General features: G+C 72.2%; 7 protein-coding genes and 1 pseudogene. All 8 read left to right on the top strand.

The genetic code is table 11. From position 1 onward, the window contains the following. A partial coding sequence (locus ACIRYZ_RS45695) for a helicase associated domain-containing protein (RefSeq protein ID WP_402955425.1) occupies positions 1-349 on the top strand: 349 nt, incomplete at its 5' end. 203 nt (positions 350-552) lie between these two features. Next, the gene (locus ACIRYZ_RS45690) at positions 553-1,842 is read left to right on the top strand and encodes a DNA-binding protein (protein ID WP_402955422.1); all 1,290 of its coding nucleotides are present in this window, start codon (positions 553-555) and stop codon (positions 1,840-1,842) included. 149 nt (positions 1,843-1,991) lie between these two features. Further along, positions 1,992-2,803, top strand: a pseudogene (locus tag ACIRYZ_RS45685) (TnsA-like heteromeric transposase endonuclease subunit). 68 nt (positions 2,804-2,871) lie between these two features. Beyond that, entirely contained in the window at positions 2,872-5,007 is a 2,136-nt protein-coding gene (locus ACIRYZ_RS45680; RefSeq protein WP_402955419.1) for a transposase, read from the top strand. A gap of 170 nt (positions 5,008-5,177) precedes the next feature. Continuing rightward, positions 5,178-5,738, top strand: coding sequence for an ATP-binding protein (locus ACIRYZ_RS45675; RefSeq protein WP_402955416.1), 561 nt, complete (start codon positions 5,178-5,180; stop codon positions 5,736-5,738). A gap of 105 nt (positions 5,739-5,843) precedes the next feature. Then, the gene (locus ACIRYZ_RS45670; RefSeq protein WP_402955413.1) at positions 5,844-7,019 is read left to right on the top strand and encodes a tyrosine-type recombinase/integrase; all 1,176 of its coding nucleotides are present in this window, start codon (positions 5,844-5,846) and stop codon (positions 7,017-7,019) included. After that, entirely contained in the window at positions 7,019-9,652 is a 2,634-nt protein-coding gene (locus tag ACIRYZ_RS45665; RefSeq protein WP_402955410.1) for a tyrosine-type recombinase/integrase, read from the top strand. The genes ACIRYZ_RS45670 and ACIRYZ_RS45665 overlap by 1 nt, the downstream gene beginning before the upstream one ends. Continuing rightward, entirely contained in the window at positions 9,649-10,236 is a 588-nt protein-coding gene (locus ACIRYZ_RS45660) for a DUF6262 family protein (protein ID WP_402955407.1), read from the top strand. Before ACIRYZ_RS45665 ends, ACIRYZ_RS45660 begins: the two co-directional genes overlap by 4 nt. The last annotated feature ends 167 nt before the right edge of the window (positions 10,237-10,403 follow it).

Here is a 10,403-nt window from a genome sequence, read left to right as displayed (position 1 = left end):
GGAGGCGGACCAGCGGGACCTGCTGTCGGCGATCGGCATCGAGGAGGACCAGGAGCTGGTGGCCGCCAAGGAGGCCGCGGAGGCGAAGCCGAAGGTGTCGCGTGCGGACCGGTTCCAGCAGGGTCTGGCCGCGCTCGCCCAGTTCGTGGAACGGGAGCGGCATCCCCGGGTTCCCCGCCCGCACAAGGAGCCCGTGGAGGCCCTGGAGGCGGGTCCTGGAGGTGAGGAGCGGGTGGTCGTGTCGCACTTCGCGCTGGGCACCTGGCTCAACAACCAGAAGGCCCGCCGGGCGAAGCTGACGCCAGGCCAGCTCGCGCAGCTCGCCGAACACGGCGTCGAGTGGGCGTAGCAGGCCCGGGCTCTGGTGCTTGGTGCTCATCGCGCAGGCGACGGGGTCCGGCGCGTTTGGTGCGAACGGCTTCGCGTTCCGCTCTTCTTCGGAAGGCTGGGGTCATGGTGCCCGGGATCTTTCGTGTGTCTCCTGTCTTTGGGGAGACTGTGTCTTCGCTGCTTGGCCGGGTGGCTGCCCGTTACGGCCTGGACCCTGCCGCTTTGCTGACGTTCTGGCAGTGGCAGGGGCAGCGTCCCCGGCACGAGAGCGGGGCGGTGCGGGCGGACGCGGAGGTGCTGCTCGATGCGGGCGGGCGGCGGGTCCTGGCCCGGCTGTGCGGGGTGCCTGAGGAGGTGCTGGGGCGGGCGCTGCCGGCCTGGAGGGCGGGTGACGGGAAGCTCGCGGAGGGCCCGGGTGCGGGCGGTCCACGGGCCGCGTGGCGGGTGGGCGGTGCGGTGGCGGGGCCGGTGGCATTCGGGTGCCGGTTGTGCGTGGCACGGCGGGCCGGGATGCCGGTGCGGGTGGTGCGGTACGCGCAGCGGTGGGATCGGGTGTGTACGCGGCACGGGCGGTGGCTGCTGGACGCGGACGCGGACCAGGCGCTGGAGTTCCTGGACGTGCGCGGCCTGCCGGAGATCGCCGCGGCGCAGCGGCGGTGGGCGCCAGTGGCTCGGCGTGCGATGCGGGCGGGGGTGGGGCCCGGGGAGGTGTTCGGGGTGGCGTATGCGGTGGTGTGCCAGTGGTGGGATCTCGCTCTGGAGTGGGAGCAGGAGCGGATCTGGCCGGCCCGGCTGCACCGCTTGGCCGGTGGGGATGCGGGGCCCGAGTTCTGGTGGTGGCGGGCGGTGGCCCGGGAGGCCGCGACGTTCCCCGAGGTCGTCACGGTCGCCGGGGCTCTGGTGGACCCGGTGGTGGCGGAGCTGGTGTGGCAGGACAGCGGCGCCGAGCGGATCCGTCCCTTCCCGCCCGACGGGGCGCTGTGCCGGGAGCTCGGCCGCAGGCTCGCCCGCCCATGGCTTGGCGAGGTCGGCGCGGTCCCCGACAGCAGCGCGCTCACTGCTTGGTGGGGAGCGCTCGTGCGCCGGCGCCGCGGCGCTGGTCAGAGCGGCGAGCGGATCCTGGACCCGTGGTGGGTGAGGCGCGAGGACCAGCCGGTCTGCGTGGCGGCGCAGCTGCGGAAGCTTGCCCGACGGGCTGAGGGCACCATCAGCTGGAGATCAGCGGTGCCCGTGGGAGACCGTGAGCGCATCGCGCGCCTGATCCGTGAAGCCGCCGAGTCGCTCGATGCCTCGCCCCCCGACGGTAGTGGGCAGGTTGCCGCCGTCAGCCGCGACCTTCTGCAAGCCTTGGCCCGGAGCGCCGAACTCGTCGATCAGGCCCTGCTGGAGACCACGGCCGCGGCCCTGCGGGCCGGAGTCCCGCTGCAGGTCCTCAGCGACTGGACCGGCGTCCCCGCCGAGGACCTGCGGTTGGACGTCAAGGCCTACCAGGTGGGGGAACCGCAGGCTTGATAGGCGCCCTTCGGCGCGGCTTTCCCGTCAGTGCGGTCTTTAGCGTCTCGGGTGTGGTGGCAGAGGTGGTTCATCGGGTTTTCCGCTCGTACGGGTGAGGGGCTGGCGGTTGCCGTATCTGCGGCTGTCTCGGCTATTTGACTGCTCGCGTGAGTGATTCGGGAGCAGTGGCCGGGGCCGTGCGGTCTGCGGGGGCGTGGGGGTTCGAGGCGGCGTTCGCGCCGGTTGCGGGCCGGGTGGTGCAGTGGCGTTGGGGGCAGGCGGTGGCCGCGGTGCGGTTCGAGGAGCTGGCGCCGGTGTCCGGGTTTCCCGTGGTTGCGGGCAAGCGGTGGGGGCCGGGCTGGTGGTGGTCGGCGACGTCGGGGCGGCTGGTGGCGCACGGGTCGGCGGCGATGCGCATGCGGCTGATGCTGCTGGACCGCGACCCGCAGGTGGTGGGGCTGTCCGCGCGGGCGGTGCGGCTGGTGTGGCGCGGGGGGGACGGCCGGGTGCGCTCGTGGGTGCCGCAGCTGTTCGCCCGCTACGCCGACGGGAGCGCGTTGCTCGCGGACTGCCCCGCTGCCGGCCGGGCGGGGACGCGGCGCGGCGGGCTGCGCGGGCGCTGGCCGAGGCGTGCGGGCAGGTGGGATGGGTGTACCGGCGGCTCGGGCCGCCGGATCCGGTGATGGCGACCAACGTGCGGTGGCTGGCGGGATACCGGCACCCGCGCCACCTGGGCCGGGCCGGGCTGGCCCAGGCTGTGCTCGAGGCGTTCGCCGAGCGGCGCCCGGCGGTGGAGGGGGTGCGGGCGGTCGGGGACCCGCTGGAGGTGTGGCCGGTGGTCTTCCACTGCCTGTGGTCCGGGCGCCTCGGCGTCGAATTGGGGGATCCGTTGCACGAGCGGGTCCTTGTCGGGCCGGGGCGCACCGGTGGCGGTCAGGGGCAGCCGGCAACGGTGGCGCGGCTGGGGGTGGGGGTGTGAGCGGGAGTTGGCGGCCGGTGGTCGCGGTGGGCTGCCATGTGGTGTTCGAGGACCGGGACTGGTAGGTCGTGAGTCTGGAGGCGTCCGTGGTGGGGCTGGTCGACGAGCGGGGGTCGTCGGCGGCGGTGGACGTGCGGTACCTGTGCGGTTCGCCGGGGTTTCGGGTGGTGGGGGCGCAGGCGGTGCCGGGGGCGCCGCAGTGGGGGTTGTTCGAGGGGGTGTCGGAGCGTCAGCGGGAGCGGGCGCTGGCGTGGCAGCGGCACATCCAGGAGGTGGAGTGTGGGCTGCCGGTGGGGCCGGGCGGGTCGGGGGTGCCGCGGCCCGCGTATGACCCGGCGCGGTGGTCGATGGCCGAGCGGGAGCAGGCCAAGGCCGAGGAGCTGACCGCGCTCGGTTGGCCGAAGGTGAGCCGGGCGACGGTGGTGCGGATGCGCGCCAATTACCGGCGGCGGGGGCTGTGGGGGCTGGTGGACCATCGCACCACGCGCGGTTCCAGCCGTGCCGGGCGCGCGGACGAGCGGGTGGTGGTCGCCGTCCTGGAGGCCCTGCGCCGCCAGCGCGGCCAGTCCAAGGGGACGGTGGCGGGGCTGCGGCGGCTGACGGTGGAGATCCTGGACGAGGCGCACGGGCCGGGCACGGTGGCGATCCCGCCGGCGGCGACGTTCTACCGGCTGGTCCGCTCGCTCGCCGATCCGATGGAGCTTCCCGGACGCCCCGCCAGGACGGCCACCGTTCCCGTGGCGCCGTTCACGCCGACGAACGTGCTGCGACCGGGCGAGCAGGTCATGCTCGACACCACCCGGCTGGACGTCATGGTTGTCTTCGACCAGGGTGTCGTCGGCCGTCCCGAACTCACGATCGCCCTCGACGTCGCGACGCGGTCCATCCTGGCGGCCGTCCTGCGGCCGGCCTCGACCAAGGCGGTGGACGCCGCGCTGCTGCTCGCGGAGATGGCGGTGCCGCACCCGATGCGCCCCGGCTGGCCGAAGGTCCTGGAGCTGTCGCACGCGGCCGTGCCCTACGAGCGGCTGCTGGCCCTGGACGCCCGGCTGGACGGAGCGGCGGCGCGGCCGGTCATCGTGCCGGAGAGCGTCGTCGTCGACCGCGGGAAGGTCTTCGTGTCCGAGGCGTTCCTCGCCGCGTGCGAGACGCTGGGAGTGAGCGTGCAGAGCGCCCCGCCCCGCCAGCCGGCCGCCAAGGGGCCGGTGGAGCGCACCTTCGGCTCCATCAACACCCTGCTGTGCCAGTACGTCGCCGGATACACCGCCTCCAACGTCACCCGTCGCGGCCGCGACGTCGCCTCGCAGGCGCGTTGGACACTCCCCCAGTTGCAGGACCTGCTGGACGAGTGGATCACCGCCGGCTGGCAGAACCGCCCCCATGAAGGCCTGCGGCACCCCATGATGCCCCGGGCCTGCCTGTCACCCAACGAGATGTGGGGCGCCCTGGTCGCGGTGTGCGGCTACCTGCCCGTCCCCCTGACCGGCGACGACTACACCGAACTGCTGCCCGTGGTGTGGAAGGCGGTCACCGACCGGGGCATCCGCGTGGACCACCGCACCTACGACCACGCCGTCCTGAACCCCCACCGCGGCCACCCCTCCCCCGTCACCGGCCAGGGCGGCAAATGGGAGGTGCACCACAACCCTCACGACCTGCGCCAGGTCTGGATCCGGCTGCCGAACGGCAAGCTCACCGAGATCCCCTGGATCCACCGCGACCACGCCACCAGCCCGTTCAACGACCACATCTGGCAGTACCTCAAGACCCAGGTCGCCCGCTGCCCCGACCGTGACCACTACGAAGCCGCCCTCGTACGCGCCCTCGACGACCTCCTGCTGCGCGCCCGCACCGCAAACACGAACAGCAACGAGCGGGCCCGCACCGCCCGCCACATCACCGGCACGGCACGCCCGACCGATGCACTCGACACCACCACCGCTGCCACCACCGCCACAGGAAAGGGGGCGGGAACGGGCACGGACACCGGCCGGAAGAACACCCACCGAGAAGACGGCAACGGCCTGGTGCCGCAGCAGGCCGCCGACCGCCGGCAATCCGAGCGGCACGACATCCCCGACCCGTGGCAGCCGTGGGCCGAATCCCTGGACGATGCGGAGGCGGACATGGACGAACTCGGCGGCGAGGGACCCGAAACCGGCTTCCCCCTCTACAACGCCCGTCTGGAGGCCGAACAGTGGTGAGGCGCAGCACGAACGACACCGTGCCGGGCGGTTCCGAGCACCGCGGGGCGGCCAGGCCGAGCCGGAGCGGGCAGAGCGCCGCGGGGCAAGGCAACCGCGCTGCGCACGCGGCCGCCGGGCCTGCGCACGCAGCGCTCCCGGCGGCCGCGGTCCCGTGGGCGGGCCACGGCATGGGAACGGGGCCGGCGGACGCGCCGGAGGACGACTGGGCCTACAGCTGCTCGACCTGGGACGGCTTCCAGCAGTTCGTCGACACACCCGTGCCCGCCCCGCCCGCCCCCGATGCGCCGCCGCGCAGTGTGGAGGACAAGCTCGCCTACCACTCCAGGTTCGTCACCGTGCAGACCCCCGCCATCGACAAGGTCTCGCGCACGGTACGCACCCTGATGGTCCTGGGGCGCCACCAGGACACCACCGCTCGGCCCTCGCTGATCGTCACCGGGGCTGCCGCGTGCGGCAAGACCACCGCCATCCTGCACATCGGGCGCGCTTGCCACCTGGCCACGCACGCTCGCGCCGGCGCCGACGCGAGCAGGCAGACCGTGCCGGTCGCGTACATCCTGGTGCCGCCGGGCGCGACCGCGAAGACCCTCGCCGCCGAGTTCGCCCGCTACCTCGGCATCCCCGTCACCTCCCGGATGACCCAGGCCCAGATCACCACCGCCGTCTGCCACACCTACGCCGCCGCCCGGGTGCGACTGGTCCTCATCGACTTTACCGACCGCGGGTAGTCCTGCCCGTGATGTCCGTCTGGGACTGTGGCCAGCACGTCCCGGGCTTGTTTACCGACCGTGTCCGGGACGTCTGTCATGTTCTGGAGTCGGTACGGAGGACGAGTGGTACGGCGCGTGGTGGTCGGGGACCTGCGGGTCCAGCAGATCGAGCGGAAGGACGGGCGGCGGTCGTGGACGATCGTGTGGCCCGAGGGGACGGTCCATACGGAGGCGGACCGGTTCCTGCGTCTCCATGGCGGCTCTGGGACGCAGAGGACGTACGCGTATCTGCTGGTGGACCATCTGCGGTGGATGGAGCGGGAGTGCCTGGCCTTCGACAGGGTTCAGCTGCGGGATCTTGAGCGGTACATGGGCATCTTGGGTGCCGAGGTCCGCATGCCGCTCGGGGAGCCGTGGCGGGTGGGCAAGCGGCCCTACGGCCAGTCCGCGCTGTCGACCGCGGCGGCGTGCCTGAAGGGCTTCTACCTGCATCAATCCTCCCTCGGCGTGAACGGGGAGCTCGGCAAGAAGCTCGACACGTCACGGCTGCCGTCGCGGGCGGACCGGCGCCGCTCCTTCCTCGGGCACGTGAGGTCATCGCTGACCGCCAACCCGCTCGCGCCGAAGGGTCCGCACCGTCGGCATCCGAAGATGCTCCCGGATGGCGCGAGGGAGAAGCTGCTGGCTACGGTGAACGCGGCCCGGGATCGGCTGGTGGTGACCTGGCTCGCGGACGGCGGCCTGCGGATCGGCGAACTCTGCGGGCTGCATTTGGTCGACCTGCACCTGCGCGAGAACGCGGCCTGCGGCGAGTGCCGCACCCCGCACCTGCACGTCTGTCACCGTCCGGGAAACCCCAACCGGGCCGAGGCGAAGACCAAACACCCCTGGTGGGTCAAGCACGGCATTGTGACCGGCGGGCTGATCAAGCGGGTCAGCCCGGCGATGGTGCACACCTACTTCGAATACGTCACCACCGAGTACCCGCGCGGCGCCGGGCACGGCATGCTCCTGGTCCAGCTGCACGGCACCGACACCGGTCAGCCGTGGGCGCCGGTCGGCGCCCGGCGGATGCTCGGCCGGGCCGGGAAGCGCGCTGGTCTCGGGATCGTGAAGCCCCATGCCTTCCGGCACTCGTTTACTTCCGCGGTTCTCGACGCCGCGGACGGCAACCTGCTGATCGCCCGGGACGCCGGCGGCTGGGCGTCGACCACGATGGTCGACGAGGTCTACGGACACGTCGATGTCCACGACCCGGCGTTCGACGCCGCACTGCGCGCGGTCTGGGGTGAGGCGTGATGCGGCGGCAGGAGTACCTTCGACCGCTGTTCGCCGAGCGTGAGGACCGGGTCGGCCGCGACCGGCTGGAGATCCTGACCGCGCTGATCGGCGGGCCGTCCTTCGACCCGATCTACCGGCCGGACGTGATCGAGATTCCACCCGGCCACGCGATCTACCGGTGGGCATGTGTCGTCGACCGGTGTGAACGCAGCCGGACGGGCGGGTCGGATCTGTGCTCGGAGCATCAGCGGCAGTGGGTCCAGGACAGCGAGCGCGGGGTGGGCAGGGCGGCCTTCGTGGCAGCCGCCCAGGGGCTGGACCGGCGTGTTGGGGCGGCGGAGACCATCTGCCAGATCTGCCCTGAACGGCCTGCGGCCCGCAACGATCTGCGGCTGTGTCAGCGGCATCTGAGCCGGTGGGCCATGCGCAAGAACGAGGGAGACGACAGCGAGGCGTTCGCCGCCTGGGTGAGCGGCGAACAGGCGTGCCCCGGCTACGGGCCCTGCGGCGTGGTCGTCTGCCCGAATCTGGCCGACTCCCCGCTGGGGTTGTGCTCGTGGCACGGCACCCGCTACCGCCGTGACGGCGAGCCCGGTGGCGCCGCGATGCCGGCCAGCTGGTGGCAGCGATACGAGAAGTCCGGGAAGGCGGTCCCGATCGAGTACGACGACCAGGCCGCGTTCCGGCGCTGGTGCGCTACCGCCCCCGCGCAACCGTGGCCGGGGCAGATCAACTTGCGCGGACTGCGGCCCCTGGTGCGAGCGGAGATCAAGTGGGGGCTGTTCGTCCACACCCGCCGGGCCCGCCCGACTCGCTGGGACCTGGGCTGGATCCGGTCGCTGGTGACCACCTGCCGCACGCTGGAGGTGAACTCGCTGGTCGACTTCGAGTTCGGCGCCGGTGGTTCCGCCGCGTTCACCGGGGCGATCGCAAAGGAGATCCTGCACGAGCTGCGGCTGGTCTACTTCACCCCGCAGCAGGCCAAGGACGCCGGATTCCTGGAGACCGAGCACTTCGGGGTGCTGTTCCCGCACCGGATGAGCCACATCGATCTGACCGGCATCCCGCAGCGCTGGCTGCGGGATCTGACGTGGGACTACCTGGCGGACCTCCTGAGGTCACCGCGCTGCCCGCGCTCGGCCGGCCCGGTCGATGACCTTCGCCGGGCCGCCGTCGAGCTGGGAGTCTTCCTGGAGATCGAGGCTCCCGGCGGTGGCCACGACCCGGCGGTTCTGCGGGAAGAGCACGCCCAGCGCTTCGTCGCCGACCAGCGCCACCGCGAGCGCGAAGGGCTCCCCTCGCTGGCCATCAAGCGGCCGGACGGGACCGCGAGCATCGTCACCACCGTCACCCGGTCGGTCGTGTTCAACGCCATCCGCAAGCTGATGCGCGACGCTCTCGACGCCGGTTCCACCGAACAGCTCGGCCTGGAAAGGGAGTTCATCATCGTGTTCCCGACCGCCGGCGCCACCACCGGCCGGACCGCGCGTCGCCCGTTCCCCGACGAAGTCGCCCGGGCCCTGGCCGACGAGGCGAATCTGGCCGAACTCGCCGCCACCTACGACGTCAACGACAACGGCGTCCGCGACATCTGGGAGACCACCGTCACCACCGGCCGCCGCATCGGCGAGGTGCTCAAGGTGCGGTGGGACTGCATAGGTCGCTACGGCGGCCTGGCGATGTTCTGGCACGACCAGACCAAGGTCGGCAACTACGACGCCGCGATCCGCATACCCGAACGCCTCTACGAGATCCTCGCCGAACGCCAGCGCAAGACCCTGGACCGCTTCACCGCCCGCTACGGCTACCGGCCGACCGGTGCCCAACGCGCCGCTCTGGCCCTGTTCCCCACGACCTACCGCAGCAACGACGGCACGGTGCCGCTGACCCACCAGTGGTTCTACAGCCGGTTCCGGCCCTGGGTGGACGCCATGGACCTCGGCCACTACGTTCCCCACCAGGCCCGTCATACTCTGGCCACCAGCCTGTTGCGCCACGGCGCCACCCTGACCCACATCCGCCGATATCTCGGACAGGTCAGTGACCGGATGGCGGAGCACTACGTCCACCTGACCAGCACGGATCTGGAGAACGTCCTCCAGCACGTCTGGGTCGCCGGTCCCGGCTCGGCCCAGCCCGGCGAGCTCCTGGCCGGGGACGCCGCCCCGCTCACCCGCGAGCAGGCCCAGGCCCTGGCGATCGACCTGTCGCGCCGCAGCACTCCGGCCGAGGGCGGGTTCTGCACCTTCCAGCCCGTCGTCGACGGCGGCGCCTGCCCGTGGAACCTGGACTGCCACAGCTGTGACAAGTTCGTGCTGTCCGGCGCCGACCTGCTGTATTGGCGGCGCAAGCGTGAACAGTGGCGGCTGCTGGCCGAGGGTGCCCCTGATGACGCCACCGCCGACTACCTCCACCGCTACTTCGAGCCCACCGCCCGCGCCATCGACGGCCTGGAGAAGGCCCTGGCCGGCCTCGGCCTCCTCGACGACGCCCTCGCCCTGGACCTGCGCAAACCCCAGGACTACTTCCACCGCGTGTGGTCCACCGCCTTCCGCGCCGCCGACCTCGCCGACGCGGGCAGGGACGAGCCGGGCGAGTACGGCGATACGTGCACAGCCGACGGCGACGATCCAGAACGAGAGATTGCATGAACACCGCCACCGTTCCCGAGCCCCGCACTGCGGCGGCCCAGGCCGCCCGCCGCCGCAAGACCGAGACCGCCCTGGAGCGCGTCCTCCAGGCCATCGCCCGGCTGCGGCGAGAGAAGGCCCAGGTCAGCGTCGCTGCCGTCGCCCGCCGAGCGGACGTCTCGCGCACCTTCCTCTACGACAACACCGAGGCCAGAGCCGCGGTCGCCGCGGCGATGGCCGAGGCCGGCGAACGCCGGACCCAGATGCTCGCCGACCAGGACGACGCCCGCGAGGCGACCTGGCGTGAACGCGCGCTCAACGCCGAGGAAGCCCTCAAGGCCGCCCACACCGAGATCCTCACCCAGCGCACCCGCATCAGCGAACTACTCGGCCAGATCCGAGACTTGGAAGCCGAATGGACCCAGGAAGCCATCCAGCGGATCACCACCGAGAACACCACCCTCAAACAGCGTGTCCGCCAACTCACCACCGACAACCGCACCCTCGACGAACGCCTCAAGGCCGCCCGCTCCAACCTGCGCTTCCAGGACCGCCGCGTCGCCGACCTCGAAGCCCAGATCGCAGATCCCACTATGGCGACCTGACCGCATGGGCCTGCCCCGGAGGCGCCTTGGACCAGGTGAGGCGCCTCCGGCCGAGGAAGCCCGGGGCGTGATGACTCCGTTGGGAAATTCGCAAACCGGGCTGGGTGATCAGGCTGCGAGGTCGAGTGCGGCGAGGTGCGAGATTCGTGTCTTGCCGAGTGGTGTGT

This window comes from Kitasatospora sp. NPDC101155, assembly GCF_044768305.1.
Lineage (GTDB): Bacteria > Actinomycetota > Actinomycetes > Streptomycetales > Streptomycetaceae > Kitasatospora.
This window is presented reverse-complemented; position numbering and strand designations above follow the sequence as displayed.

Coding starts and splice junctions, on each gene's coding strand:
- ACIRYZ_RS45675 (WP_402955416.1), top strand. CDS start 5,178: ATGGGAACGGGGCCGGCGGACGCGCCGGAGGACGACTGGGCCTACAGC.
- ACIRYZ_RS45665 (WP_402955410.1), top strand. CDS start 7,019: ATGCGGCGGCAGGAGTACCTTCGACCGCTGTTCGCCGAGCGTGAGGAC.
- ACIRYZ_RS45660 (WP_402955407.1), top strand. CDS start 9,649: ATGAACACCGCCACCGTTCCCGAGCCCCGCACTGCGGCGGCCCAGGCC.